This is a genomic window from Prescottella defluvii, assembly GCF_000738775.1.
Taxonomy (GTDB): Bacteria; Actinomycetota; Actinomycetes; order Mycobacteriales; family Mycobacteriaceae; genus Prescottella; species Prescottella defluvii.
On record NZ_JPOC01000069.1, the window covers coordinates 33,816 to 57,860 of the forward strand.

Consider the following 24,045-nt stretch of genomic DNA (forward strand, 5'->3'; position numbering starts at 1 on the left):
CCACCCATGGCGCACGAACCGAGGAGAACCCGATGTCTTTCAACGTAGTCACGACCGGCCTCAAGTTCCCTGAAGGCCCGGTGGCACTGCCCGGCGGCGACGTGTTGGTCGTCGAGATCCATCGCGGCACGCTCACCCGCGTATCCCCCGACGGCACCACCACGGTGGTCGCCGAAGTCGGCGGCGGCCCCAACGGCGCCGCGATCGGCCCCGACGGTCGCGCGTACATCGCCAACTGCGGAGGGATGAACGCCACCGAAGCCTACGGTTACGTCTTCGCCGGCGGGACCCCCGACGACTACACCGGGGGCAGCATTCAAGCCGTCGACCTCGAAACCGGCGAGGTCGAGACGCTCTACACCGAGTGCGACGGCATCGCCCTTCGCGGCCCCAACGACATCGTCTTCGACGCGCACGGCGGCTTCTACTTCACCGACCACGGCAAGAGCGATGGCCTGACGACCGATCACGGCCGCGTCTACTACGGCACCATCGACGGTTCGTCCATCCGTCTGGTCGCCGCGGAAATGCACGGCCCCAACGGAATCGGGATTTCCCCCGACGGCACCCGCCTCTACGTCAGCGAAACCTACACCGCGCGCGTCTGGTGGTGGGAGGTCACCGGCCCGGGTGAAGTCGTCGGTGGCCTCACGCTCGCCGGCTCCGGCGGGGGCAACTTCCTCTACGGATCGCCGGACTTCCGCTACTTCGATTCGCTCGGCGTCGAGGCGGACGGCAACATCTGCGTCGCGTCACTGGCCACCCCCGGCATCTGCGTGATCAGTCCGGACGGCGAGTTGGTCGAGTTCGTCGGCATCGACACCGACGGCGACCCCGGGATCACGAACATCTGCTGGGGAGGGCAGGACATGCGGACGGCGTACGTCACCGCCTCGAGCACCGGCAAGCTGCTCCGATTCGACTGGCCCCGAGCCGGTCTGGTTCTCAACAACCAGGCCGTGCCGGTCTGACAACCCCGTCGTCGACGAACCCCCGTGGCGGCCCGCCACCTTCCGGTCGGGCCGCCCGGGGGTTCGTCAGCTGTACCCGATGTGGGCGCGAATCGCGCCGTCGGCCCGCACCCAGCCCTTGCCGCGCGCGTACTTCCGCATCGCCTCGAAACCGGGCCGCCAATCGTCGCCGGCCCCATCCGCTTCCGCCAGACGCGTGACCGCCTCGGCGGATATCCAGGCGTGCCCATCAGCGGTCTCGCCCACCCCTGCGGACGCGAGAGTCTCTCCCACCCTGTCGATCTCGGTGCCGACCGGTGCGCGCACCGCGAAGTCGGTGAAGATCTCCCGATTCTCCAGCCGGACGGCGCCGAACTCGTCTACCACCAATTGCATGACTGATCCTCGATCCTGAGTGTGATGTGCGGCAGGCGGAGACTCTAGATCGTCCTCGTCTCGGAACTCAAGCGCGGGATCCGACCGCGACCCAGTCCGGCATGAACTCGAGATCGTCAGCGTGGTAGCAACTTTCGGTGGTTTCACCCTTGACGGGAGAAAAAACTAAAACTAACGTCACTTTTAGATTTTGTGAACCCCGCCACCGAAAGGACCCTCACATGAAACTCGGCGTCATGAGCCTCGGCGACCACCTCCCCGACCCGCACACCGGAATCCGCACGTCACAGGGCGAGCGCCTGCGCTCCATCGTCGACAGCTCGGTCGAAGCGGAGAGCCTGGGATTCTCCATGGTCGCGCTGGGAGAGCACCACTTCAACGACTACATCATCTCGTCCCCGCAGCTCATGCTCGCCGCGATTGCCGAGCGCACGAAAACGATTCGCTTGGCGACGGCGGTGACCCTGCTCGCCACCTCCGACCCGGTCCGGGTGGCGGAGGATTTCGCGATGCTCGACCAGTTGTCCGGAGGCCGGGCCGAGATCGTCGTCGGACGCGGCATCAACCCCGAGACCTACGCGGCATTCGGCGGCCTGGATCCCAAGCAGGGCCACGCCATCATGGGCGAGAAGATCCAACTGCTGGATCAGCTCTGGAACTCCACGGAGCCCTTCAGTTGGTCCGGCGAGTTCCGCGGTCCTCTGGAGAATGTGCAGCTCAAGCCCTCACCGTTCGCGGGCGTGCCCCGCGTGTGGCTGGGCACCGGCACCACCGAGGAGTCCGTCCGGCGCACCGCCGAGCAGGGACTCCCCCTGATGCTGCCGAGCATCTTCGGCCGCCTCGACTCGTGGGGGCCGCTGGTGAAGCTGTACCGCGAATTGATGACCGAACAGGGCAAGGAGCCCCTGGTCGGGTCGTGCAGCTACGTCCATGTGGCACAGGACAGCAAGGAAGCTCACGAACGGTGGCGCCCCTACCTGGTCAACTACGTCACGTGGGCTCGTGAACTGACCGGGAACAACATGCCCGTCGACTACGACAAGCTGCTCGCAGGGACGGCCATGTCCGGCAACCCCGATGAGGTCGCCGACCGGATGCTCATGGTCAAGGATGTGGTCGACCCCGACATCCACCTGGCGGTCTTCGACGTGGGCGGCCTCCCGCACGAGCTTCTCGTCGAGAACATGCGCCTGTTCTCGTCCGAGGTCATGCCCAAGCTGTAAAGGCGTCTTCTCGATATCGATATGATCCAGGCCTGCAGTAGTCAGATCAAGGGGCCGCATCGTGCACACAAGGCGTACCGACCACCAATCCGCCGGGACCAAGGGACAGCAGACCGCACAGCTGATCAAGACCTCGGCGCGAACAGTTTTCGAACGCGACGGCTATCTCAATGCCAGGATGACCGATATCGCTGACGCTGCCGGCAAGTCTCCGGCCACGCTGTACAACTACTTCGACAACAAGAGCGAAATCCTCGCGGCGTTGCTGGAGGACTTCTTGGAGTACGTCCTCGCCGAGGGGAAGGATGCTCGGCGGCTCGACGGGTACACCCCGGATTCACTGAGATCGGCCATCGCGGCCTTCTGGCGGGCCTACACCGAGTTCATTCCGGAGTTGGTCGGCGTGACGCACGCCGCATCGGTCGAACCCGAGTTCACCCAGGTGTGGATGCAGATTCGCGACGTCGGCGTTCGCCAGATCGCGGCACACATCGTGAATCTGCAGGCCCATGGTTTCACCGATCCCAGCCTGAACCCGGAAGTCGCCGCCTCGGCCCTCTCTTCGATGCTCGAGCACAGTTGCTACCTGTGGCTGGGCACGAACGCGCAGGGCACGGGACGGCCGGCATCCGACGACCAGGCGATCGACACGATCAGCTACCTGTGGTCGCATGCGCTCGGGCTCGCCGAACCACGGCCGGGTGGAACGCGCCGAGCTCGTACGTAGCGATCTCCAGCCGACACAACGACAACGACCCCCGATCGACCCCCAAACTTCCAGGAGAGTGGGTCGACCGGGGGTCGTTCCGTCCGTCGGATGTGCGACCTTGTCGCGGCTGCGACTATCGGGACAGAATCTCGTACTGGCCGCAGTAGTAGAGCAGTGGGCGACCCGACGGCCTCCGTTCGGTGTCCACGACCCGACCGAGAACGATGTCGTGATCCCCGCCGGGGAAGACCGACTCGACAGTGCAATCGATATGCGCGAGGGAGCCCTCGATCAGCGGCGAACCCGTCTCTCCCGCACGCCAATCGATGGTGTCGAACTTGTCGTCGCGTCGCTGCGCGAACAGGTTGCTGACCTCGCGCTGGGACTCTTCGAGCACATTGATGCAGAAGGCCCCCGACGCCTTGATCTGTCCCCAACTCGACGATGTGGAGGAAGGGCAGAACATCACCATCGGAGGGTTTATCGACAAGGAGGAGAATGACTGACAGGTCAGGCCCACCGGCTTGCCCGAGACGGTACCGGTCACGATCACCACCCCCGACGCGAAGTGACCGAGGACGTCCCGCAGTGCGCGGCCTCCGTCCTGCACGATTGTGTCGGAGCTCGCCTCCTTGTCCATAGGCGAGTTGCTGGGCTGCATCATGAGAGTCCTCCTGGCAGAACGCGATTCAAATTACATAACTGAATATAACGTCAGTTTTGGGCGTAGTTCAAATCTCGCCGTCCGCCCTCTCTTCAGCGGAATCCCTTACACGGGAACGAATTCTGATATCCGGGCAGGCCCAGCCGAGGGCCCACCCTTCACGATGAGGTGAGTCCAGCGAGGAGGTGCGCCACCACGGGCAGCGACGCGTCCGCGTCTCCGCGCCGGCCGCGCAAGACGTCCGGCGTCTGGGCCAGAGCACCCTCAGAGACCTCGAAGTCGTGCCGCCATTCGACGAACGTGCGGTGCTCCACCATCAGCCAGCGGCCGTCGCGGCGCTCGAATCGGTCGAGGTAGCGGCCACCCGCAATGCCCTCGTAGTCCGTCTCGCGGCCGCCCCAGAAGGCGTCGACGGGAGCCGTCGGCGGAACGCGGTGGTAGGCGGTGACGTAGGTCTCGACCACAGCGGTGTCGCCGGCGAAGGAGAAGAGCATGTTGCCGATCTGGTGCTGGGTCCGCACCAGGGCACCCATCGATACGCGCGCGCCGGCCACCATCTCCTGCCAGCTCTTCTCAGTGTCGATGAAGACGGTTCGCCCGTCCTCGTGAAACACGCTGGGCATGAGGTCCCATCTGTTCCGGTCGACCGCGTGGCAGAACCGGGTGACCGCGTCGGCGATCTCTGCCCTGTCGACCAACCGTGCCACATCCATCCGGCCGGGCTCGCCTGTGCGCCAAGCCTCGACGACCGGCGCGGAGATGTCGGTGTCGTCCCGCCCACGCGACTGAGAGGGCACGTCGGCCAAGGCTCCCTCTCGCACCTGTCGATGGTTGCGCCACTCCATCAGCAGGCGCCGGTCGGCGATTCGCCAGAGCCCGTCGCGGCGCTCGAAGCGGTCGATGTACCGCGCGCCCAGCACGACCTCGTACGCCTCCCCGGTGCCACCGAAAGACCCGCCCGGAGGCGCGTCCTGCGGAACCTGATGGAAGGCGGTCACATAGGTTTCGACGTGGGCGACGTCGCCGTCGAAGGCAATCTGGATGTTGCCGACCTGGTGATGCGTGCGGCCGAGCGGCTCGAGCAGGGCGGACCCCTGGGCCACGAACTCGCGCCAGTGGCCGCCGATCGCCGACAGCCTGCAGGTGGCATCCTCGTGGAACACCGAGTCCATCAGCCACCAGCGTCGACGATCGGTCGCGTGACAGTACCGGTGGATCACATCGGTGATCGCGGCTCGGGCCGTTACCGATTCGAGTGTGTACTCAGCGTGCATATCTCGATCACTCCTGCGTTTCGAGGGGCACGCCGGCCGGCAGTTCACACGAAGCGGTGCCGTCGTCATTCAGCACGCAGACGGGGCAATCTTCCTGATCCTCGCCGAACGCGAGGTCTGCCGCCTTCATCATCTCCGCCAGGACGTGATGGCGATCCGACTTGGGCACGCGAGGATCGCGCGCGGGCTGCAGGCCGAGCGCGACCATCGACTCGAGCTGCCGGTACCCGGCAGTGGTCGGGTCCACGATGGGGACGCTCGCGCGCGACGCGAGCACATCGGCGACCGGGCTCATGCAGTTGCACCCGAGAATGATCGACTCGGCGCCGTCCTGCACCGCAAGCTCGATCTCGTCGAGGATGCGCTCGATCATGTGCTCGCGTCCGGACCTCATCTGGGTGAGGAAGTTGTCCTCGTCGGCAAGCGTGCCCTGCTCGTCCGGCGTGGAGACGTACCGCACCGAAATGCATTGCTGCCCTATGGGGTTCTCGCGGAGGAGTCGCTCGTATACGAAGCTCATCGTCTCCGGCCAGATCGTGACGATGCTGAACCGAGACCCCAGTGCCGCCGCCGCCAGGAGGCTGGCCTGACCGCTACCGATCACCGGAATGTCAACGGCGGCACGCGCGGCCGCGAGTCCATAGTCCGGTACCCCGCCGATCAGGACCCCGGCATACCCGTCGCGGTCGGCTCGAATGGCCGCTTCCGCGTACGTCATATCGGAGAGAAGCAGGTCGGTCGCATTGACAGGGGTGATTCGAATCTCGGTATCCACCACGTCGACAGCGAAACCTGGCGTGATCAGGTGCTCGGGAATCCGATTTCCCTCCCGCTGCGCGCCGCCCTTGAGGTCCAAATATGCTATGCGCCTGGCCAATTGATTCTCCTAGACTGCGAATGTGAGTGTCGTCACTTCGTCGGAGGCTATCAGAAATAGGTTCCCTCGAGAAGAGAACCGAGACCAGGTCGAGGATGGAAATCGGTGATCGAATAGCCCACTGACAGAATCAGTCTCGTAGATTCGTCGCGCGAGGAAGCAGGCGCCTCGACACACGGAACGGAGGTGGATCCGAATTCAGCCCCGAGCGGCTCGATAGACATCACCGTGCTCGACGCGCATGACCTTCTTGTCGAGCTTGCCGACGCTCGTGCGCGGGAGCTTGTCGACATACAGGACCGTGTCAGGCAACTGCCACTTGGCGAAGGCGCCGCCGAGTAGCGCATGGATCTCGGCGAGCGCGACTTCCTCTCCATCCGTGGTCACCATGATCACGACCGGACGTTCCTGCCATTTCGGATGCTCGACACCGATCACCGCCGCCTCAGCCACCCGAGGATGGGCAATGATCGCGTTCTCCATATCGATCGACGAAATCCATTCGCCGCCACTCTTGATGACATCCTTGAGGCGGTCCGCGAGCTTGAGGTAGCCGTTCTGATCGATGGTGCCGATATCGCCGCTGCGCCAGTAACCGTCGAGGAACTTGTCGGCGTCGTCATCAAGCTTGTGGTACCGCGCGGTGATCCACGGTCCCCGCAGCAGGACCTCGCCCTTACTGTTGCCGTCGTGCGGCAAGTCGTTGCCCTCCGGATCTACGATCCGCACATCGACACCGCCCGCGGGAAGACCCTGATAGCGCTTGATGCTCCACCATTCGTCTTCCGTCACCTTGCCCTGCAAGGTCACCTTGCGGCCGTAGTTGACGAAAGCCATCGGCGCAGTCTCGGTAGCCCCGTACGCATGGATGAAGTCGGCACCGGTCAATTCGTAGAAACCACGCATGAGCGAGAGCGCGGGCTCGGTGGCGCCGGACAGCAGTCGGGTGCGACTGAAGTCCGGTTTGACGTCGAGTGTCTCGATGTAGTCGAGCATCGGCTGGAAGATCGCTGGCGCGCCGTTCGCGACCGTCACGTTCTCGTCGATCATCACGTCCGCCAACATGTCCGTGTCCTGCGCCGAATAGCGGCCGGGCAGAACGATCTTGGCCGCGACGTAGACGGCAGACTGCGGAAGGCCCCAGGACTGACTGTGGAACATCGGCGTGATCAGCATGACCGCGTCGGCGGCGCTCATTCCGTAGGACGAAGCCTGCGTCAGGGTGTGCAGGTAGATCGCTCGATGTGAGTAGTACACGCCCTTCGGCCGGCCGGTGGTTCCGGTCGTGTAGCAGGCGCTGTAGGCGGAACTCTCGTCGATCATCGGCCAGTCGATTTCCGGGGACGCCTTCGCCACCAGGTCCTCGAAATGACGGACGTTCGGCAACGTGGTGGCAATCTCCGAGAGAGGCTTGTCGGACATCACCACCCACGTGACCTCCGGGGCAAACGGCGCCACCGACTCCGCGACGCTCAGCAGGCTCTCATCCACCAGGACGACAGACGCGCCACCGTGGGTGGCGACATACCCCACATCCTCGGGCGCCAGGCGCAGGTTCATCTGCAGCATCACCGCTCCGGTGCCCGGGATGGCCCAGTAGAGCTCGAAATGCCGCTTGCTGTTCCAGTCCAGGATCCCCACCACATCACCGGGTTTCACGCCCAGGTCGGTCAGGGCGTTGGCAATCCGCTTGATGCGCGCGTAGGCGTCGCCGTAGGTGTAGCGGTCCCATCCCCCGTCGCCGGTGCGATAGACGATCTCGCGCTCCGGGTAGTTGCGGGCCGAATGACGGATCAGCGTGGTCGTGTTGAGCTGATACGAGTCGTCATTCGTCGACGGGTGCCCCTTGACAATCGCGGTCATTGCGCGCTCCTCAGATCCGGTTGTCCTACTGGTACTGCTCGCGCCCACCGATGACGCCAAGGGTCCTGCCCACGATGCGGGATTCACGCACCTGCACTCGCACCCTGAGCTGCGACACCCTCTGGGACTGACCACTCAGATACCGCATTATTCTGCATGGCAGAGCATCTCTCTTATTCAGAGTTGCACAGGTCAACGATGCAAGTCAAGAAACGCAGGCCGAAAACTGAAGCCGCCCGGAAACTCTCGACCATCCGACACCGCGTGGAGCACTGCAGCAGGGAGCCGACGAATCGCCTGGCGTTGCTTCGTCAGTCCCGCAAACGCGAAATACCCGACGAGCCGGCGCTGGCCATGGCCAGCGCAAGGTCGGTGTACTCCCGTGCGATCTCGTGGGGGGGCGGGCTCACGCCAGGCTTGTACCAATCGGCCACGGCAACGCACATCGTGACGATCGCAGTGGCGGTCGACGACGCCGGCACGGTTCCGACCCGCCCCGCATCACGGCAGGCCTCCACGGCGGCCTGCACAATGTCCCGGACCTGCAGCCGCGCCTGGAGGTGCAGCGATCGGCCGGACTCGTCGAGCGACCGTAGCTCAGTGGACGCGAGCACCGCCGAGGCCTGACGGTACGTGTGGAAGAGGATCACGCACTCGACCAGGTTCGCCAACCGTTCAGCGGGTGAATCCGCTTCGGCGTCCGCAGCCACGCATCGGCCTATCAGCTCGGCCATCGCGCCCTGCAGCAATTCAGTGAGCAGAACGTCCTTGCTCTCCACGTGGTAGTAGACGCCGGCCATCGACAAGCCGCACCGGTCGGCGATCATCCTGACGGTGGCAGCGTGGTAGCCGACCTCTACAAAGACGTCCAACGCCGTCCGAAAGACCGGGGGGAGGTCCAGCGGCTCGAAGTCTCGCCAGTCGTCGAACCGTGGGCCGGCAGGCTCGGGCGGACGCAGATCCAGCGGCACCCCGAGCGCGGCCGAGAGGGCCTGCAAGCGCTCGTGACCCGGCAGGCTCTTCCCGTTCTCGAACTCACTCAGAGATGACGGGCTCATGCCGACCAGCTGAGCAAGCTGCCGGAGCCCGACCTCGCGCTCGATACGCGCCGCGCGAATCCTGGCGCCCAGCTCTTCCCCGCCGACTCGTCCCGCGCGCTCCATGAGCACCACGGTATCCCGCCGTCACGCGATCACCCGGCCGGACGACCACCATCCACAACGATGGCCTGTCCGGTCATGCACGCCGCATCGTCGCTCCCAATGACAAGCACCGCCGCCCCGCGGCCGATGCGCGAGCCGGCGCCGTGACGATTACAGATTTGGCCTCAAACGGTTGCGACCGGCCACTCCGACACCCCCTCCGACGTGCCGATTCTGTCAAGCAGAAGCAATCTCTGGCACAGCAGCCAGGCACGGCGAATGGATCGTCGTCAATAGCACGATCACCCACCCGTTCGAAACTTAGCGATCGATAGGTCTTGACGAACCAAACGGACGGGAATACGGTCTTCGTGAGACATCCGAGCGATGCGCGTCACAGCCCGAGACGAGTGCGAGCCGGCAGCCGCGGAACCCGGGAGTGGGACCACCTGCGCGCCGCCGATCCGCTTCCTCGACTCAGGCGACATCCTGCTCGAGCACGTAGCCCGGACCCGCAAGTTGCGCAACGCCAACAACTCTCACGCCCTCGCAAGCAAGCTCAGCGCCGCCGACGGCGCCTAGTCAGGAGTACTCCAATGAGCGACATCCTCGAGTTCGCAGACCAGTTCTTCAACGCCGTCTCGGACGGCGACATCGACGCGGTGGCCGGCTTCTACCGTGACGACGTGACCGTCTGGCACAACTTCGACAACCTCGACCAGTCCCGTGAGGACAACCTCGTGACCCTTGCGGGAATCTCCGGCCGCTATGACGCCTTCGGCTACGCGGACATCCGCCACACCGCCCTCGAGGACGGTTTCCTCCGTCAGCACGTCATCCAGGCCACGGTCGGGGAGAAGACCGTAAACGTCCCCGCGGTCCTTCGCGTGTACGTCGAGAGCGGCAAGATCCACCGCATCGAGGAGTACTTCGACCGGGGCCAACTCAACGCCGTGTTCAGCTGACCCGACCCACGACACCGGGCGCCGGGCACCACGACGACCACCGTTCGCGACTTAGCGATCGTTCGATCTTTCCCATCCGATCACTCGGACCTACCGTCGAGCCGAGAATCCGGCGAGATGGCCGCCATACAGCGAGGAGAATGTGACATGACAAACACGGAATTCGAACTAGGTGGCGTGTGCCACCTGGCGCTGGTGTGCCAGGACATGGAGCGCACCGTCGACTTCTACACCAACGTCCTGGGTATGAAGCTGTCCATGACGCTCTCCCTGCCCGGCGGTGGCCAGCACTTCTTCTTCGACATGGGCGGCGGCCAGTTCATCGCGTTCTTCTGGTTCGCCGACGCTGCCCCGCACGCCCCCGGCATCGCGGCGCCCGCGGCCATCCCCGGCATCGGCAAGGAGATCGCGTCGGCGCACGGCTCGATGAACCACGTCTCGTTCAAGATCCCGCTCGACAAGTTCGACGAGTACAAGGCCAAGCTCGAGGCCAAGGGTGTGCAGACCGGACCGATGCTCAACCACGACAAGTCCGAGCGCGGGATCAGCCTCCAGGACAGCGACTCCACGTTCGTGAAGTCGATCTACTTCTTCGACCCGGACGGCATTCTGCTCGAGTTCGCGGCGTGGACCCGCGAGTTGCGCGAGGACGACGTCGCGCACGCACCCCGGACCGCGGACGGCGGCCTCGGCACCCCGGTCGGGACTGCTGCCAAGTGAGTGAGATGCTCGCGCTCGCAGACAAGATGTTCACCGCCCTCAGCCGAGGCGATGTCGCCGTCCTCGACGAGATCTATCACGCGGACGTGAAGATCTGGCACAACTGGGACAACGCCGAGCAGTCCCGTGAGGACAACCTCCGCATCCTCTCGGGCATCCCCACCCGCTATGACGACTTCGGCTACGACGAAGCCCGCTGTACCGCCCTCGAGGACGGCTTTGTGCGCCAGCACGTCATCCGGGCGACTATCGGGGACAAGACCGTCAACGTCCCCACGATCTTCCGGGTGTTCGTCGACGGCGGTAAGATCCGCCGCATCGAGGAGTACCTGGACGCCGGCGAACTTCGCAAGGTCTTTGCCTGAATAGAGACATGATCAAGAGAACAGCCCCGCCGATCGATTCGATCGGCGGGGCTGTTTCCTTGCCTTATCTTGCCGCGCAGGAAGATTCGTTCGATGCCGAGATCACAGGAAGAACGCCGCGACCTCGTCCACCGCCTGGGTCAGTGCGGCGGCGATCTCCTCGCGGGTCACGTCGGACATCCGACTCTTGGGCGTGGAGACGTTCAGCGTGTAGCGCGCCCCGCCGTACTCCCCGAGAGAGACCGCCACCGACGCAACTTCATCCTCGGACTCCTCGTCGCTCATGGCGAACCCGACCCGGCGGACCTCCGCTAGCTGGCGCAACAGAACCGACCGCTTGGTGATCGAGTGCGAGGTGAGGCCCCCCGGCAACTTCTCCTTGGGGTAGAGCTCGCGCACCCCACTGTCCTCCAGCGTGGCGAGCAGCGCCTTGCCCGACGACGTGCAGTGCGCAGGCATCGTCATGCCCATGCGGGATCCCACGCGCACCGCCCGAGCACTCTCGACCGAGTCCACGAAGGTCACCGTGTTCCCGTCGAGACGGGCCAGGTGGACCGTCTCGCCGAGGCTGGCCGAGAGCCGTTCGAGGACCGGGTGCACGCGCGCCCGAACGTCGGTCTGGCGCAGGACCGCGAACGCTATCGTCGTCAGCGCCGGACCCGGCTCGTAAGCCCGCGAGCCCTCGACCTGACGAACGAAACCGCGGTACTGGAGCATCGCCAGCAGCCGGTGCGCAGTCGACGAGGCCACCGAGAGATACTCGCTCACCTCGGTCAGCCGGATGCTGCGACGATCGCCGAGCAGCAGCAGGATCCGAAGCGCATTGTCGACAGACTCGATCGGGTACTGCGGACGATTCGGAGGTGCATCTTCCTTTGCAGTCACGCAGGTAGGGTAACGGCCGGGGTGCGCAACTCGTTCTTGGTGACCTTGCCCGAGGCGTTTCGCGGCAGCGCATCGACGATCACGAGGTCGGTCGGCAGCTTGTAACGGGCCAACCTCTCCCCCGCCCAGGTGCGCAACTCCTCGATGGTCAGATCCGCCGCGCCCTGCTTCAGCGCGACCACCGCGACCGGGGTCTCGCCCCAGGTCTCGTGGGCCCTGCCGATCACGGCAACCTCGGCGATGTCGGGGTGGCCGGCCAGCGCATTCTCGACCTCGGCGCAGTAGATGTTCTCACCGCCGGAGATGATCATGTCCTTCGCGCGGTCCACGACGTAGATGAAGCCTTCCTCGTCCATCCGCACCAGGTCGCCGGAGTGGAACCAGCCGCCGACGAAGGCCTGCGCCGTCGCCTCCGGGTTGTTCCAGTACCCGGACATGAGCCCCTGGCCGCGGTAGACGATCTCCCCGACCTCACCGGGCTGCACATCCACCATGTCGGGGTCGACGATGCGAGCCCAGACCCCGGGCACCGGTCGCCCGACGGAGCCGATCTTGCGGCGTGAGTCCTTGGCCTCCAGCACGCACGTCACCGGGGACATCTCGGTCTGCCCGAAGAGCGCGAGGCTCGCCGCGCCCGGCAGAACCTCGCCCATCCTGCGGAGCAGGGTGTCGCTGGCCGGCGCCGCACCCCAGGAGCTGACACGGAGCCTTGACAGGTCACGCGGCACCCGCTCCTGCTCGTCGCAGACCGCCTGCCACTGAGTGGGTACGAGGAACGTCGACGTGACCCGCTCGCGCTCCGCGACATCGAGGAGGGCGCCCGCGTCGAACGAGACGCTGGGCATGACGACCATCGTGGCGCCCATCAGGATCGCCGGCGCCACCAAGCCGAGGGTGCCGATGTGGAACAGCGGCGCGGCGCAGAGGCTGACCTCGTCGTGCATTTCGAAGCGGAACGCCATCACGTTCGTGGCCGCCTGCGCGGCCAGGTTGCGATGTGTCAGCACGGCGCCCTTGGGGCGTCCGGTCGTGCCCGAGGTGTACATGAGCAGCGCAGGCTCCGACTCCTCGGTCACGGCGATCGAGGCGCCCGAACCGGGGTGGGCGACGAGGACGTCGTACGACGTCGCGCCATCGGCGCTCTCGCTGCCGACCTGGAAGACCTGCACCGGACCCTCGACGTCCGCGGACGCGGCGATTCCGGTGGCGCTCGTCTGCCCGTCCACGAAGAGGACGGCGGAACCGCTGTCGTCGAGTGTGAACGCCACCTCGCCGACGCTGAGGCGGAAGTTGATCGGCACTGCAATAGCGCCGATCCGGTTGGCGGCGATCATGATCTCGATGTACTCGGCCTGGTTTCCCATCAGCAGCGCAACGCGGTCCCCGCGCCCCACGCCGCGCTCGGCGAGCGCGGCAGAGACGGCAACCACGCGCTGCTGGAGTTGCGCCCAGGTGATCCGACGGTCGCCGAATACAATCGCCGTCAAGTCACCTCGTTCGAACGCATGTCGGTCAACCTGGTTGACCCAGTGTTGCTTTCGAGCGAGCCCCAGCTCGTCGTTCTCGGTGCTCATCATCACTGCTTCTCTGGGAAACGCTCGGCGATCCAGTCGCACATCACCTCGGCAACCTTCTCGCGGGCACCGGCCGGCTCGACGAAGTAGTGATCGCCCGGCAGGTCCTTGCGCTGCTTGTCGGTGCTGGCGATGGCGTTGTACAGCGCGTCCGCATCGCTCGGGAACACACCCGTGTCGCCGTCGGGGTTGATGACGAACGCCGGCACGGTGATCTTCTCCATGTGCATTTCCGCGCGGCACTGGGATTCTTCAAGGCTCCACATGTGCAGCCAGTTCCGCAACGTGCTGCCGGCGCCGATGCCGCGGTCGCCGCGGTTGGCCACGGCGGTCGAACCGCGATAGCACTCGCCCGCAGGGCGACTGCTCGGCTCCAGCGTCGCGTCGACCATGCGGGGGTCCGCCCAGGTCCGCGGAACACCGAAGTGCCGGTCGAAGTAGCCGGCGGCGGTGACCCGGGCAAGCTCCTCCCGGGCCCACGCGGTGATCCGGTGGTTGCGGGCAACCTGCGCGGCGCGGTATCGCTCGATGAACTCCGCGGAGTACGGCGGGCCGTTCTCGGGGTTGAACAGGTCGAGTTCGGGGTCGGACAGCGTCGGGTCGTTCTCGTCTACGACAGCTGCGTCCAGCCACGAGGTCAGCACATCAGGCCGGCCGCCGTGCGCGGCGAGCGAGATGTAGGCGTCGCCGGGGATGAGGTCGTCGATCCCCAGCGCGGGTTCCATATCGCGGGCGGGACGGATGCACGACTCGACGGCTTGCGCCTGGTAGGCCGCCATCAGCGACCCGCCGCCGGAATTACCGAGCAGGACAACCTGATCCACACCTGCATGTTCCTTCAACCAGCGGACGCCCACGCCGATGTCGACCAGGGCCTGGTCGAGATTGAAGAGCTCCTCGTAGCCGCGGTACCGGGTGTTCCAGCCCAGGAATCCAACACCGCGCTCAGCCATGAACTCGGCGACGTAATGTTCGGAGAAGTCAATCTGGTAGTGCGAGGCGATCATCGCAATGCGCGGCTTCTTGCCGGCCGGCGTGTAATAGATCCCCTGGCACGGGTAGCCGCCGGCCCCCGCGCGCTTCGCACCCGGGGACTCGCTGCTGACGAATTCCTTGTGGACGTTCGGGCTGGTGGTAGCGCCGGTCATGGTTAGACAACCTCGTATTCATTGAGACTTGCGTATTTCTTCAGGTGCGTAAACATCAAATCGACCCGTTCGAGGACGATGGGATCCGTCAGCCGGCCCTGCTCGTCGAAGTGATCGGGCGCGAAGCTGAGAAGAATCTCGGGCCCCGGCAACACGGGGGACCGCGAGAAGACGAAGGTGTGACGCAGTTCGAACTGGCTGCGCGCCGTGCCGAGGCGGCCGGGCGTCGCGCCCATGAGCGCCACCGGCTTGCGCTCGAGTACCGAGTGCCCGAGCGGCAGCGAGAGCCAGTCGAGTGCGTTCTTCAGGACGCCGGGGATGCCGCCGTTGTATTCCGGCGTCGCAATCAGCAGGGCATCAGCAGCTTCGACCTCGGCGCGCAGCGCGTGGACGCTCTCTGCCTCGTTACCGAAATCATCTTCGTTGAGCATCGGGATCTCGCCCAGCAGCTTCGTGACCCGTACGTCGACGTCGGCGGGCGCCATTGCCGCGGCCGCCTCGATGAGCTTGCGGTTCCACGAGTCCGCGCGGAGGCTGCCTGCAATCGCGCAGATTACAAACTTTCCGTCTTTCATCATGCAGCTCCTAGATATGCCGCGACGACAGCTTCGTCGCGGATAACCTCGGCGGGCTTGCCGAGGGCGATTCTTTGACCGAAGTTGAGGACGCAGACGCGGCTCGGGATGCCCCTGACCATCTTCATGTCGTGCTCCACGGGCAGGATGGCCACGCCCAGGTCCTGGTTCACTTGCACGAGCCCCGGTTCCATCGACAGCGCTCGCGCCAACTCGATGCGGTTCTGCGTGGCGTTCTCCGCACCCGCGACGCGCACCGAACCTGACTGCGGTGCGTACACGCCGAGCAGACCCGAAACCCACGCATCTGCGTCGACTTACCCGCGCCGTTGGGCCCGAGGACGCTGACGATCCGGCCCCGGGGAACCGTAAGGCTCACGTCCTCGAGCGCCAGCGAGGCTGCGCCGTAACGGATCCTGATCCTGTCGATGACCAGCGAGTTCATTTGCCACCTCCGGAGATTCGGGCTCGGATCCAGCCGATAGGCCGCTTGAAGAGCGCGACCGACCTTTGGGCTCGAAGAATGAGGACCAGCACGATCACGAGGCCGTGCAGGAACTGAGAGAGCAGGGGCGCGGTGACGCCACCGCCCGCGCTCGCCTCCTTCGAGACAAACAGAAGGTACGGCGAGACAAGCCGTGAGCATCGCAGCGACCGCGACGGCCCGAATCGTCTTCCTCAACCTCATCACAATGTCCCTGTTGCAATCTGCGACCAGACGCGCATCGAATCTGTGTTCCTGCGCATTGAACAGCCCTGCAGCCCGCGAGTCAAGACCTTACTAGCGATCGATAAGTGCCAATCGTCAGCCTCACTACCTGCATATACCCATCTTGATTTCTCTCTGCAGAGAGCAACTCTGCCAAACATGCAGGTCCTCGTCGCGCGGGCGGAGCACGGGAGTCACCGGCTGTGGAGCGCTCCGAACACGACGGACGGCGGACCCGTAGGGGCGTCCGTAGTTGAACCAGTCGACCCGTTCCAGGGTGGCAACTTCGACCTGGCCCACGGTCCACCCCGAGATTGCCGGCGCGATCGCGCACGCGTGCGCGATCAGCGCCCCGCAGATCGGCAGATCGGTCCGCCCACGCGACGCCCAGTTCGAGACAGTCACCCAGGTTCGGCAGGTTTCGGCAAGTCCACCCGACCCTCTCAACCGATCGGCTTCAGCGTCCCGCCCGCCGAGACGACGGACAACGACAGCGATGCGATGACGTCGACCGGGATCGCGCGAAGCACCGCCTCCTGTATCGAAGTACCGGTAGACGCGAGGCTGTGGCCGCGCGTGAGCACCACCAGCCGATCAAGGGAGTCGGCCACATCGTCGCCCAGGGCAGGTTGTGAATCAAAGCAGCACTGGGGAATACGGCGCTCCGAGTTTCCGGTTGCCTGCGGGCGACAGCGGAGGTGCCGGATGCTGACCCACCAACGGTTCAGCTCACGCCTCGGACCCACCGCAAGGCAGACTTCCATCTCTCTACAGAATCGGCTCTGCCAAATGCGCATGTCGACTCGTTGCGTATCCGAGGTCGCTCGGCGTGGTTGCAAACCGATGCCGGCCCTCGCCAGTGCGCCACATGGCACCCCGCGACAGACCGGGGAGGCTGCAGCCTGATGCGATCGGACCCCGCATCGAACCGCCGCCGCGGCGAGCGCGCGACCACTGCACAGTCTCCAATCTTCTCTTCCATGAAGAAATTGCTTCTGCTACTGTGCTACGTGATGTGGGTCTCTCTCGGTGATCAGCGGGCCGGCAGCGACCCAACTCCCAGCCTCAGCCTGAACGCGCGGTCAGGTCTAAGAACACACCCCCCTGAAGGATGGTAATGAAGCGAACAATTCATCGGCGGGCGCTTTCCACCCTGGTCCTAATTTCGACTTGTGGACTCATAGCCGCTGGATGCGCGTCCTCCGCCGGTTCATCCGACGGCGGTGCCGAACCGAAACTCATTCGGGCCGAGGTGATTGGCGAGCAGTCTCCTGAGGGAAACGCTATCGGAAATGCGACTCTGACTTATGCATCGCATTCGTTGACCAATACACTGGACCCGATCAAGGGCAGGACTTCCCCCTGGCTCGGCGGCACCGAAATGGCCGCAATCTACGACGTCCTGGTGCGATGGGACCCAGAGTCCGCAAACTTTGTGCCGCAGCTCGCCGAGTCGCTCACGGAGTCTGCCGATAGACTCTCGTGGACCATCAAACTCCGTGACGGGGTGAAGTTCAGCAATGGCGATACTCTGGACGCTTCAGCCGTCATGGCCAGCACCAATCGCATGACCGAGGGCAAGGCCACGTACAGCGACCAATTCATGGCGAACGTGCGATCCATGGAGGCGCCCGACCCCGGTACCGTCACCTATTACCTGAACAATCCGTGGACCGACTTTCCCGTGCTCCTGACCACAGGGTTCGGCATGATCACCCACCCGGACTCATTTCGGGACGGGAGCTTCGTCGAGCCGATCGGTGTTGGGCCGTACACCGTCAAATCTGTCAATCCCGGAGTCGAACTCGTTCTCGCGCCACGCGAGGACTATTGGGGTGGGAAGCCGAGAATCGGCGGACTCAAGTTCGTAGACCTTCATGGTGAGCAGCCGATGGTCGATGCGCTCAAGGCGGGCGAGGTACAGATGGCGTATCTCAGGGGTGGAGACGCCATCGAGACGATGCGGGCCGAGTTCCCCGGATACTACGAGCCGGTAAGCATGGTCGACAACGGCCTTATCAATATCAGGGAAGGACGTGCCGCCCACGATATCCGCGTCCGCCAGGCAATCGTGAAGGCAATCGATCCTGTCATCATCAACGAACGCGCCAGGGACGGACTGAACTCGCCCGGACTCGAGCTGTTCCAAGAGTGGTCCAACATGCACGGCGCGATCCCCGGTCCTACTCAGGACATTGACGCCGCCCGCGAGCTCGTCAATGAGGCCAAGGCGGACGGATACGATGGAAAATTGACGTTCGCCTCGTTGCAGGATCCAGCGTCGGTAAATCTGGCATTGGCGATGCAGTCAATGCTCCAAAATGTCGGCTTCGAAGTCAAAATCCAACCTAATGCGACTAAGAATGATATCGCCAAGACGTTCTATGTCACTCATGACTTCGACGTGAGCGTTGGCGGCACGGCGGTGCCCGATTCCGCGCCGCTCCCCAGGCTTCAAGGCCTGCTCGTGACTGGATCCAGCCAGAACGTGAGTGGCTACAGCAATCCCAAGATGGACGAAGTGATCTCCCAGATTCAGGCTGCCGCCACCCCGGAGGAGCGTAGGGCTGGATTCGAGGAGATGCAGACGATCATCAACGAGGATGCGCCGATCGTGCCGTTGGGTTCGGGCGCAAACTTCGTCACCTGGGCGCCGAACGTCCACGGTGCAAAGGCCGGTATGGATGGGCTGGTGCTCTTCGACAAGATCTGGATCTCGGACTAAGCACACTCCGACCTCGAGGCCCTTCGGACCTCGGGCCCGCCCCCAACAACCTGACCACGCCCCGCGGTGTGCAAGTTGGGGGCGGCAGGAGGCAGTGCGACCAGACGGATCGAAGTCCGGCGATGAACGCAGTCCATTGCAGGAATCGAGAGCCTTCTCTTCCATCCAGGACAGGAATGGACTCGCTTCTCGCAGATGCCGTGGCGTCCTACCACGGTGTGCCGGACCGGCGACCCGGCCCAGAGAATCGTCGGGCCGGGCTGACCCTGCTGGGCATGGACACCTCGCCTGAGGGATTACAGGTTCATCGCCGGCCGCGGAGGATTGGGATCAAATCGATTGGCAACCTTGAAAATTCGTTCATCGATGCCAGTGCACGACCCTGCGCGCCTTACGGACTTTGCGGCCGTTACATAGGCCGGCTCAGCAATCACATCGAAGTGAGGATCAACGGATGATTTCAGAAAGGAGACGACTGCAGCGATGACCAAGGCCGTGTTCAAGAAGATCGGCGAACTTGTTGTCGTGCTCTTCGTCGTCAGCCTCGGCACCTTTGGACTGGTGTCGCTTATCCCCGGCGATCCGTCGGTGGCCGCACTCGGAGAAGGGCGCACCCCCGAGGAGTACGCCCAGGCCCGGCTCGAGATGGGTCTGGACGACCCGTTCTTCACGCGCTATTGGCACTGGCTCTCCAACGCCCTGCAAGGTGACCTCGGAAGGTCACTGGTACCGCCGCAGAGCGACGTGATGGAGCGCATCGGCGCAGCCCTGCCCGTGAGCGTCCAGCTCGCCATCATGGGCCTGTTCATCGCGCTCGTCGTGGCGATCCCGCTCGCGATGTGGTCCGCGCGTCACCAGGGCGGCCTGATCGACCGGATCATCAGCGCCTGCACCTTCGGTGTGCTGTCGATCCCCAGCTTCCTCTCCGGTCTGCTGCTGATCATGCTGTTCGTGAACCACCTCGGCTGGTTCCCCCGCTCGCAGTGGGTGCGCATCTCCGAGGGCATTGGCGAGAACTTGTACCACGCGATCCTGCCGGCGATTGCGATCAGCCTGCTCGAGATGGCGATGTTCCTGCGGATCCTGCGCAGCGACCTGATCACCACCCTGCAGGAGAACTTCATCCTGGTCTCCAAGGCCAAGGGCACGTCCAACATGAGACTGCTGGTGAGCGACGCGCTGCGGCCGTCCTCGTTCTCCCTGATCACGATGCTCGGTCTCGTGATCGGCTCGATGATCGGCTCGACCGTCATCGTCGAGACGCTGTTCTCGCTACCCGGTTTGGGCTCACTGATCGTGCGTGCCGCCCAGCAGGGCGACATGCCGATGGTCCAGGGCGCCGTGCTGGTGATCGCGGTCATCTACGTGGTGGCTAACGGAATCATCGATATCTCCTATGGATACCTCGACCCGAGGAGCCGACGAGCCCATGTCTAATCTCACCCATCCCGACCTCAACGACCCGGAACAGGCCATTCCGGCCGCGGCCCAGGGCGCTGCCGTGATCGTGGCCGAACCACCGGCTCCTGACATCATGCCGGGGACCACGAGCGAGCGACGCGACCTCTATGTCCGCGGCGGCATCCTATTGGCGATCGGGGTCATCGCGTTGGGCTTCGCGCTCGGCGCAGGCCCCGTCGTGATGGCGCTGCGCGTCATCGTCGGCATCATCGGCCTCATCGGCATCTACATGGGGTTCCGCCGCATTGGCCTGGCCAAGTTCGGTGGGGACTTCGACCTGACGTTCGTCCTGTCCTGCATGTGGCTGGTCTTCATCGTGGGTATCGCGATCCTCGCGCCGCTGCTTCCGCTGGCTGAGTACAAGGACACGAAGAAGACGCTCTCGGCCAAGGGCTTCGCTCCGCCGAGCCTCTTCTCCGATCATCCGCTCGGCACCAACAACTTCGGCCTCGACATGCTGGCCCGCTCCATCTACGGCGCGCGGTCCTCGCTCGTCGTCGCCGTCACGGCCGTGCTCATCGGGATCATCATCGGTGGCGCGATCGGCATCCTCGCCGGCTACTTCGGCGGCGTGGTCGACTCCGTGATCGGTGTCCTGACCAACTCGCTGCTCGCGGTCCCGGCGCTGATCCTGCTGATCGCTCTGGCCGCGGTGCTCGAGCCGAGCCTGATGAACATCTCGTTCGCGCTCTCGGTACTCGCGATACCGTCGATGATCCGTATCGCGCGAGCGAATACGCTGACATTCTCGCAACGGGAGTTCGTGCTCGCCGCCCGCGCGATGGGCGCAACCCGCTGGCGCGTGATGGTGCGCGAACTCGCTCCGAACGTGGCGTTGCCGCTCGCCTCGCTGGGCATGGTGATGATCTCCGTACTGATCGTGGCGGAGGCCTCGCTGAGCTTCCTCGGTCTCGGCATCCAGCCGCCGATTCCGACCTGGGGCAACATGATCGCCGAGGGTCAGGGCGGCGTGCTCGAGAAGCACGCGTTCATCGTGTTCGTTCCCGGCATGTTCCTGTTCCTGACCGTCTTCTCTTTCAACATCGTCGGCGAGAAGGCCCAGAAGGCCACCGGCGGCTCGCGCGAGGCCAAGCTGTGATGGCCCTGTACGGCAAAGGAAGTGACCGATGAGCAAGCATTCGAACAACACTGAAACCAACAGCGGCTCCACCGCTGCCCCGGCAGGCACCCCGCTCCTCACGGTCGAGAACGTCTCCACGCACTTTCGCACCAAGCGCGGCCAGCTGCGCGCAGTCGACGGCGTCTCGCTCACCGTCGACGCCGGCGAGACCCTGGGCCTGGTCGGTGAGTCCGGCTCCGGCAAGTCGGTGCTGGGCCAGACCGTCATGGGCCTGATCTCCAGCGACGGCGCCACCACGGTGACCGGCAAGATCGTCTTCGGGGGCCGCGACATGCAGACGCTGACCCGCAAAGAGCAGCAGAAGCTGTGGGGCAACGACATCGCGATGGTGTTCCAGGATCCGATGACGGCGCTGAACCCGTTCAAGCACATCGGCACGCATCTGACCGAGTCGATCCGTGCCCACCTGGGCCTCGACAAGCTGCAGGCCCGTGAGCGTGCCATCGAGCTGCTTCGCAAAGTGCGTATCCCCGAGCCGACCCGGCGCGTGGACCAGTATCCACACGAACTCTCGGGCGGCATGCGCCAGCGCGTAGTCATCGCGATGGCCCTGGCCTGCGATCCGACCCTCACCATCGCCGACGAGCCGACCACCGCGCTCGACGTCACGGTCCAGAAGCAGATCCTCGAACTGCTCGACCAGCTCCGCAAGGAGATGGGGATGGCAGGGATCTTGGTCAGCCACGACCTCGGAGTCGTCGCGGGCCAGACGGACCGTGTAGCCGTGATGTACGCGGGCCGCATCGTCGAGACGGCGCCGACGCGCCAACTCTTCGACGCGCCCCGACACCCGTACACGCAGGCGCTCCTCGCCGCCATTCCCCGCATCGCGGATGAGCCCCACCAGGTGCTCGACGCCATCGAGGGCGGCCTGCCCGACATGACCAAGCCGATCCGCGGCTGCTCCTTCGCGACCCGCTGCCTCTACGCGCAGGAGAAGTGCCGGACGCAGACGCCGGAGCTGGTGGCCACGGCCGATACCGCGGATGCCAGGCATCCCCACGAGGCGGCCTGTCACTTCCCGGTCGGCACCCCTGAGGGCGACGCGGCGCTGGCGGCCAACCACAAGGCCGGGCGCACCGCGACCGGCCGCGAGCTGACTTTGGAGGCTGTGTAATGGCTGGCAGTGGCACCGCGCATCTGCGGGTGGATCACAAGCGGATCCTCACCGTCGAGGACCTGGTCGTGGAATTCCCGGCCGGCAAGCAAACCGTGCACGCGGTCTCGGGCATCAGCTTCGACCTGGTCCCGGGCGAGACGCTGGGAATCGTCGGCGAGTCCGGCTGTGGCAAGTCCACGGCCGGCAGGGCCATCATGCAGCTGCCGAAGCCCACCTCGGGCGAGATCGTGCTCGACGGCATCGACTTGGGCGGGCTCTCGTCGAAGAACCTGCGGACCATGCGCGCGCAGATGCAGATGATCATGCAGGACCCGATCTCCTCGCTGAACCCGCGCCGCAAGGTCAAGCACCTCATCACCGAGGGCGTGCGAATCTGGGGCGTCACGGGCAAGGCCAAACTGGAGTCCATGGGCCGCGAGATGCTCAACGCTGTGGGTCTGAACCCGGACATGGTGTGGGAGAAGACCTCCCACGAGCTCTCGGGCGGCCAGTGCCAGCGCATCTGTATCGCGCGGGCGCTGATGCTCAAGCCGAAGCTACTGATCTGCGATGAGCCGGTCTCCAGCCTCGACGTGTCCGTACAGGCGCAGGTCCTGAACCTTCTCGAGGAGACCAAGAAGGAATTCGAGTTCACGATGATCTTCATCGCCCACAACATGGCGGTGGTCAAGAACATCAGCGACCGGATGATGGTGATGTACCTCGGCAAGGTCTGCGAGGTCATCCCGACCGATGACGTGCAGAGCACGGCACGGCACCCATATACGCGGCTGCTACTGGCGTCGATTCCTGATCCGGATCGTGCCCGCGACGCCGAGGACGAACTCGCGACCATCGAGGGGGATCTGCCCTCGCCGCTGAACCCGCCGTCGGGCTGCCGCTTCCGCACACGCTGCCCGTTGGCGACCGAGCGCTGCGCGCAGGAGGAGCCGTTGCTGCAGGAGGTCGGCATGGGCCACTTCGTGGCCTGCCACAACGTGTAGTCCGAGCCTGTTTCGCTCCCTCGCGGGCGAAACTGCAGTTGGCGGTCGTCATACGTTTTCTGCAGGCTGGTCGACAGCGTCCGGTGGGGTCGCGGAATCGGTGTGCGGGAATGCCGTGAGCACAACGGCCTTCCCGCCGCCCATCATTGCACCACCCTCCGGAAGATCCCGCATGCTGTCGGTGGTCGTATACCATTGACGGGCACGGACTTCCGGATAGCCGGACGCGAACTCCAGATTGATCGAGGCCACCACCACCGACGCCTGCTCAATCGAGACCCCAGACAGGCAGGTTCGGCATGCCCTGAGTCTTGCCTGCCGCTGCCCCGCCAACAGACTGTTGCACCACAGCAGTTTTCAGACCGACATGCAGGTCGGACATCACCTATCCGACTTGCGACGAAGGCGATATACACCTGCGCTGATCACATGCGGACCGAGTTGGTGACCGCGGCTGTCTACATGGCCGTCGAGACGCAGGCATGGTCGGCTGACAGGCACAATCATGCACTTGGACAGAGACTCTCAGTGCACCGCTGCGGCGACGACTCAGACCTGCGAGCGGCATGGACTCTG

25 protein-coding genes are annotated in these 24,045 nt (G+C 64.6%); 12 read left to right on the forward strand and 13 right to left on the reverse strand.

Translation table 11 applies throughout. From position 1 onward, the window contains the following. Positions 1-32 precede the first annotated feature (32 nt). Complete coding sequence (locus IJ15_RS0121760) at positions 33-971, forward strand: SMP-30/gluconolactonase/LRE family protein (RefSeq protein WP_031940454.1); 939 nt, start codon at positions 33-35, stop codon at positions 969-971. Between the two features lie 66 nt (positions 972-1,037). Here IJ15_RS0121760 and IJ15_RS0121765 read toward each other — a convergent pair whose 3' ends face one another. After that, positions 1,038-1,346 (reverse strand): hypothetical protein, encoded by a 309-nt coding sequence (locus IJ15_RS0121765; RefSeq protein WP_156112184.1) that lies wholly within the window; start codon positions 1,344-1,346, stop codon positions 1,038-1,040. A 221-nt stretch (positions 1,347-1,567) separates the two neighbouring features. On the opposite strand from IJ15_RS0121765, the gene IJ15_RS0121770 reads away from it, so the two are divergent. Further along, positions 1,568-2,569 carry an LLM class flavin-dependent oxidoreductase gene (locus IJ15_RS0121770; protein ID WP_031940456.1) on the forward strand — a complete coding sequence of 334 codons (1,002 nt, stop codon included), beginning with the start codon at positions 1,568-1,570 and terminating at the stop codon, positions 2,567-2,569. Positions 2,570-2,630: 61 nt separating this feature from the next. After that, the gene (locus tag IJ15_RS0121775) at positions 2,631-3,296 is read left to right on the forward strand and encodes a TetR/AcrR family transcriptional regulator (RefSeq protein WP_197059886.1); all 666 of its coding nucleotides are present in this window, start codon (positions 2,631-2,633) and stop codon (positions 3,294-3,296) included. Between the two features lie 115 nt (positions 3,297-3,411). Here IJ15_RS0121775 and IJ15_RS24945 read toward each other — a convergent pair whose 3' ends face one another. The 5 genes from IJ15_RS24945 to IJ15_RS0121805 all read right to left on the reverse strand — a co-directional run bounded on the left by IJ15_RS24945 (position 3,412) and on the right by IJ15_RS0121805 (position 9,119). After that, positions 3,412-3,942: a flavin reductase family protein gene (locus IJ15_RS24945; RefSeq protein ID WP_156112186.1), complete on the reverse strand. Its 531-nt coding sequence runs from the start codon at positions 3,940-3,942 to the stop codon at positions 3,412-3,414. Between the two features lie 158 nt (positions 3,943-4,100). Next, positions 4,101-5,216 (reverse strand): nuclear transport factor 2 family protein, encoded by a 1,116-nt coding sequence (locus IJ15_RS25350; RefSeq protein ID WP_051919441.1) that lies wholly within the window; start codon positions 5,214-5,216, stop codon positions 4,101-4,103. Between the two features lie 7 nt (positions 5,217-5,223). Continuing rightward, positions 5,224-6,072 carry an aspartate/glutamate racemase family protein gene (locus IJ15_RS25355; RefSeq protein WP_156112187.1) on the reverse strand — a complete coding sequence of 283 codons (849 nt, stop codon included), beginning with the start codon at positions 6,070-6,072 and terminating at the stop codon, positions 5,224-5,226. A 219-nt stretch (positions 6,073-6,291) separates the two neighbouring features. Beyond that, on the reverse strand, positions 6,292-7,956 hold the full coding sequence (locus tag IJ15_RS0121795) for a long-chain-fatty-acid--CoA ligase (RefSeq protein ID WP_031940460.1): 1,665 nt from the start codon (positions 7,954-7,956) through the stop codon (positions 6,292-6,294). A 311-nt stretch (positions 7,957-8,267) separates the two neighbouring features. After that, positions 8,268-9,119 carry a helix-turn-helix domain-containing protein gene (locus IJ15_RS0121805; protein ID WP_156112188.1) on the reverse strand — a complete coding sequence of 284 codons (852 nt, stop codon included), beginning with the start codon at positions 9,117-9,119 and terminating at the stop codon, positions 8,268-8,270. A 366-nt stretch (positions 9,120-9,485) separates the two neighbouring features. On the opposite strand from IJ15_RS0121805, the gene IJ15_RS0121810 reads away from it, so the two are divergent. The 4 genes from IJ15_RS0121810 (at position 9,486) to IJ15_RS0121825 (ending at position 11,148) form a co-directional block, all read left to right on the forward strand. After that, the gene (locus IJ15_RS0121810) at positions 9,486-9,680 is read left to right on the forward strand and encodes a hypothetical protein (RefSeq protein WP_031940462.1); all 195 of its coding nucleotides are present in this window, start codon (positions 9,486-9,488) and stop codon (positions 9,678-9,680) included. Between the two features lie 14 nt (positions 9,681-9,694). Further along, entirely contained in the window at positions 9,695-10,063 is a 369-nt protein-coding gene (locus IJ15_RS0121815) for a nuclear transport factor 2 family protein (protein ID WP_031940463.1), read from the forward strand. A gap of 147 nt (positions 10,064-10,210) precedes the next feature. Beyond that, positions 10,211-10,783, forward strand: coding sequence for a VOC family protein (locus IJ15_RS0121820; RefSeq protein ID WP_156112189.1), 573 nt, complete (start codon positions 10,211-10,213; stop codon positions 10,781-10,783). Between the two features lie 5 nt (positions 10,784-10,788). Beyond that, the gene (locus tag IJ15_RS0121825) at positions 10,789-11,148 is read left to right on the forward strand and encodes a nuclear transport factor 2 family protein (protein WP_031940465.1); all 360 of its coding nucleotides are present in this window, start codon (positions 10,789-10,791) and stop codon (positions 11,146-11,148) included. Between the two features lie 102 nt (positions 11,149-11,250). Here IJ15_RS0121825 and IJ15_RS0121830 read toward each other — a convergent pair whose 3' ends face one another. From IJ15_RS0121830 to IJ15_RS26205, 7 genes are all read right to left on the reverse strand, one after another. After that, positions 11,251-12,033 carry an IclR family transcriptional regulator gene (locus tag IJ15_RS0121830; RefSeq protein ID WP_031940466.1) on the reverse strand — a complete coding sequence of 261 codons (783 nt, stop codon included), beginning with the start codon at positions 12,031-12,033 and terminating at the stop codon, positions 11,251-11,253. Beyond that, positions 12,030-13,610 (reverse strand): long-chain-fatty-acid--CoA ligase, encoded by a 1,581-nt coding sequence (locus IJ15_RS0121835; protein ID WP_031940467.1) that lies wholly within the window; start codon positions 13,608-13,610, stop codon positions 12,030-12,032. Before IJ15_RS0121835 ends, IJ15_RS0121830 begins: the two co-directional genes overlap by 4 nt. Then, the gene (locus IJ15_RS0121840; RefSeq protein WP_031940468.1) at positions 13,610-14,755 is read right to left on the reverse strand and encodes an alpha/beta hydrolase; all 1,146 of its coding nucleotides are present in this window, start codon (positions 14,753-14,755) and stop codon (positions 13,610-13,612) included. Before IJ15_RS0121840 ends, IJ15_RS0121835 begins: the two co-directional genes overlap by 1 nt. A gap of 2 nt (positions 14,756-14,757) precedes the next feature. After that, positions 14,758-15,330 (reverse strand): NADPH-dependent FMN reductase, encoded by a 573-nt coding sequence (locus IJ15_RS0121845; RefSeq protein ID WP_197059887.1) that lies wholly within the window; start codon positions 15,328-15,330, stop codon positions 14,758-14,760. Next, a complete protein-coding gene (locus tag IJ15_RS26785) occupies positions 15,330-15,611 on the reverse strand; it encodes an ABC transporter ATP-binding protein C-terminal domain-containing protein (protein ID WP_031940470.1) in 282 nt (93 codons plus the stop codon). The genes IJ15_RS0121845 and IJ15_RS26785 overlap by 1 nt, the downstream gene beginning before the upstream one ends. Further along, on the reverse strand, positions 15,500-16,018 hold the full coding sequence (locus IJ15_RS27005; RefSeq protein ID WP_331281040.1) for an ATP-binding cassette domain-containing protein: 519 nt from the start codon (positions 16,016-16,018) through the stop codon (positions 15,500-15,502). The genes IJ15_RS26785 and IJ15_RS27005 overlap by 112 nt, the downstream gene beginning before the upstream one ends. Positions 16,019-16,482: 464 nt before the next feature. Beyond that, positions 16,483-16,836 (reverse strand): hypothetical protein, encoded by a 354-nt coding sequence (locus IJ15_RS26205; protein WP_156112190.1) that lies wholly within the window; start codon positions 16,834-16,836, stop codon positions 16,483-16,485. A 320-nt stretch (positions 16,837-17,156) separates the two neighbouring features. Here IJ15_RS26205 and IJ15_RS0121860 point away from each other — a divergent pair, with 320 nt between their 5' ends. The 5 genes from IJ15_RS0121860 to IJ15_RS0121880 all read left to right on the forward strand — a co-directional run bounded on the left by IJ15_RS0121860 (position 17,157) and on the right by IJ15_RS0121880 (position 23,469). Continuing rightward, on the forward strand, positions 17,157-18,764 hold the full coding sequence (locus tag IJ15_RS0121860) for an ABC transporter substrate-binding protein (RefSeq protein ID WP_031940471.1): 1,608 nt from the start codon (positions 17,157-17,159) through the stop codon (positions 18,762-18,764). A 483-nt stretch (positions 18,765-19,247) separates the two neighbouring features. After that, complete coding sequence (locus IJ15_RS0121865) at positions 19,248-20,201, forward strand: ABC transporter permease (RefSeq protein WP_031940472.1); 954 nt, start codon at positions 19,248-19,250, stop codon at positions 20,199-20,201. Continuing rightward, positions 20,194-21,324: an ABC transporter permease gene (locus IJ15_RS0121870; protein WP_081880867.1), complete on the forward strand. Its 1,131-nt coding sequence runs from the start codon at positions 20,194-20,196 to the stop codon at positions 21,322-21,324. The genes IJ15_RS0121865 and IJ15_RS0121870 overlap by 8 nt, the downstream gene beginning before the upstream one ends. Before the next feature lie 28 nt (positions 21,325-21,352). Next, positions 21,353-22,483 (forward strand): ABC transporter ATP-binding protein, encoded by a 1,131-nt coding sequence (locus IJ15_RS0121875; protein WP_051919455.1) that lies wholly within the window; start codon positions 21,353-21,355, stop codon positions 22,481-22,483. Further along, complete coding sequence (locus IJ15_RS0121880) at positions 22,483-23,469, forward strand: ABC transporter ATP-binding protein (protein WP_031940475.1); 987 nt, start codon at positions 22,483-22,485, stop codon at positions 23,467-23,469. The genes IJ15_RS0121875 and IJ15_RS0121880 overlap by 1 nt, the downstream gene beginning before the upstream one ends. The last annotated feature ends 576 nt before the right edge of the window (positions 23,470-24,045 follow it).

What these genes read in the sequence shown, in the direction of transcription:
- IJ15_RS0121805 (WP_156112188.1), bottom strand. Translation starts at nt 9,119, where the DNA reads ATGGAGCGCGCGGGACGAGTCGGCGGGGAAGAGCTGGGCGCCAGGATT.
- IJ15_RS25350 (WP_051919441.1), bottom strand. Translation starts at nt 5,216, where the DNA reads ATGCACGCTGAGTACACACTCGAATCGGTAACGGCCCGAGCCGCGATC.
- IJ15_RS0121845 (WP_197059887.1), bottom strand. Translation starts at nt 15,330, where the DNA reads ATGAAAGACGGAAAGTTTGTAATCTGCGCGATTGCAGGCAGCCTCCGC.
- IJ15_RS0121840 (WP_031940468.1), bottom strand. Translation starts at nt 14,755, where the DNA reads ATGACCGGCGCTACCACCAGCCCGAACGTCCACAAGGAATTCGTCAGC.
- IJ15_RS0121820 (WP_156112189.1), top strand. Translation starts at nt 10,211, where the DNA reads ATGACAAACACGGAATTCGAACTAGGTGGCGTGTGCCACCTGGCGCTG.
- IJ15_RS0121825 (WP_031940465.1), top strand. Translation starts at nt 10,789, where the DNA reads ATGCTCGCGCTCGCAGACAAGATGTTCACCGCCCTCAGCCGAGGCGAT.
- IJ15_RS0121810 (WP_031940462.1), top strand. Translation starts at nt 9,486, where the DNA reads ATGCGCGTCACAGCCCGAGACGAGTGCGAGCCGGCAGCCGCGGAACCC.
- IJ15_RS0121880 (WP_031940475.1), top strand. Translation starts at nt 22,483, where the DNA reads ATGGCTGGCAGTGGCACCGCGCATCTGCGGGTGGATCACAAGCGGATC.
- IJ15_RS0121860 (WP_031940471.1), top strand. Translation starts at nt 17,157, where the DNA reads ATGAAGCGAACAATTCATCGGCGGGCGCTTTCCACCCTGGTCCTAATT.
- IJ15_RS0121765 (WP_156112184.1), bottom strand. Translation starts at nt 1,346, where the DNA reads ATGCAATTGGTGGTAGACGAGTTCGGCGCCGTCCGGCTGGAGAATCGG.
- IJ15_RS24945 (WP_156112186.1), bottom strand. Translation starts at nt 3,942, where the DNA reads ATGATGCAGCCCAGCAACTCGCCTATGGACAAGGAGGCGAGCTCCGAC.
- IJ15_RS0121795 (WP_031940460.1), bottom strand. Translation starts at nt 7,956, where the DNA reads ATGACCGCGATTGTCAAGGGGCACCCGTCGACGAATGACGACTCGTAT.
- IJ15_RS0121815 (WP_031940463.1), top strand. Translation starts at nt 9,695, where the DNA reads ATGAGCGACATCCTCGAGTTCGCAGACCAGTTCTTCAACGCCGTCTCG.
- IJ15_RS27005 (WP_331281040.1), bottom strand. Translation starts at nt 16,018, where the DNA reads ATGAGGTTGAGGAAGACGATTCGGGCCGTCGCGGTCGCTGCGATGCTC.
- IJ15_RS0121875 (WP_051919455.1), top strand. Translation starts at nt 21,353, where the DNA reads ATGAGCAAGCATTCGAACAACACTGAAACCAACAGCGGCTCCACCGCT.
- IJ15_RS26205 (WP_156112190.1), bottom strand. Translation starts at nt 16,836, where the DNA reads ATGCGCATTTGGCAGAGCCGATTCTGTAGAGAGATGGAAGTCTGCCTT.
- IJ15_RS0121865 (WP_031940472.1), top strand. Translation starts at nt 19,248, where the DNA reads ATGACCAAGGCCGTGTTCAAGAAGATCGGCGAACTTGTTGTCGTGCTC.
- IJ15_RS0121870 (WP_081880867.1), top strand. Translation starts at nt 20,194, where the DNA reads ATGTCTAATCTCACCCATCCCGACCTCAACGACCCGGAACAGGCCATT.
- IJ15_RS0121760 (WP_031940454.1), top strand. Translation starts at nt 33, where the DNA reads ATGTCTTTCAACGTAGTCACGACCGGCCTCAAGTTCCCTGAAGGCCCG.
- IJ15_RS0121770 (WP_031940456.1), top strand. Translation starts at nt 1,568, where the DNA reads ATGAAACTCGGCGTCATGAGCCTCGGCGACCACCTCCCCGACCCGCAC.
- IJ15_RS0121835 (WP_031940467.1), bottom strand. Translation starts at nt 13,610, where the DNA reads ATGATGAGCACCGAGAACGACGAGCTGGGGCTCGCTCGAAAGCAACAC.